Origin of the sequence: Nonomuraea sp. NPDC049750, from assembly GCF_040659625.1 — a bacterium.
GTDB lineage: Bacteria > Actinomycetota > Actinomycetes > Streptosporangiales > Streptosporangiaceae > Nonomuraea.
Map to the genome: position 1 here is coordinate 1 of NZ_JBFANB010000077.1, position 1044 is coordinate 1044.

General features: G+C 64.6%; 1 protein-coding gene. It reads right to left on the minus strand.

What is annotated here, in order from left to right; translation table 11 throughout:
* Positions 1-38 precede the first annotated feature (38 nt).
* Positions 39-1044 (minus strand): IS30 family transposase (locus AB0J16_RS59650; protein ID WP_358558328.1); only part of this gene is annotated, 1006 nt, incomplete at its 5' end.

Sequence of the window (1044 nt, forward strand, 5' to 3'; positions counted from 1 at the left end):
GGGCGGTTTCAAGGGGTCGTTGCAACACCGCTGGTGTTTTAGGTGGTCAGTAGATCACGCAAGCGCTCGGCTGGGGTGTCCCAGTCGAGCGTTTTGCGTGGACGTCCGTTGAGTTCTTGGGCGACGTGTTCCAGGTCCTCGGGCCCGTAGACGCTCAGATCGGTGCTTTTGGGGAAGTATTGCCGGAGCAGGCCGTTGGTGTTCTCGTTGGTGCCGCGCTGCCAGGGCGAGTGTGGGTCGCAGAAGTAGACGGCCATGTCGGTGGCCATGGTGAACTGCTTGTGCTGGGCCATCTCGCAGCCCTGGTCCCAGGTCAGTGACCCGCGTAGGTGGGCCGGCAGGGTCGACATCGTCTGGATCAATCCGTCGCGGACCTGCTCAGCGTCATGGCCGTGGGGCAGGTGCACCAGCATGGTGTAGCGGGTGGTCCGCTCGACCAGGGTGGCGATCGCGGACTGGTTGTTCGCGCCGATGATCAGGTCGCCCTCCCAGTGGCCGGGCACGGCACGGTCTTCGACCTCGGCGGGCCGGTCGGCGATCATCACCATCTCGTCGACGAACCGATGCTGCCGCTGCCCTGGCTGGCGTTGCGGTTTGCGGCTGGTCCTGCCGGTCCGCAACGCTCTTTGAACCTCGCGTTTGAGGCCGCCGCGGGCCTGAAAATACAGGGCTTGGTAGATCGTCTCGTGGCTCACGCGCATGCTCTCGTCATCGGGGAAGTCCTTGACGAGCCTGTGGGAGATCTGCTCGGGAGACAACTTCCGTTCCAGACCTTGTTCGACCTGCTCACGCAACACTCTATGGTCGACCAGCTTGCAGGTCTTGGGGCGGGCCCGCGCGGCGGCAGCGGCTCGGTGAGCCCGGTGCGGCGGGTAGACACCCTCGAGCGAGTGCCGAGCGATCTCACGCGAGACCGTCGACTTGTGCTTGCCGATCCCCTCAGCGATCTCGGTGACCGTCTGCTTGTTGATCAACCCGTCGGCGATCGCCAGCCGGTCGGTCAACGACAGATACCGGCTATGAACCTCGGCCTCGACAGGATCG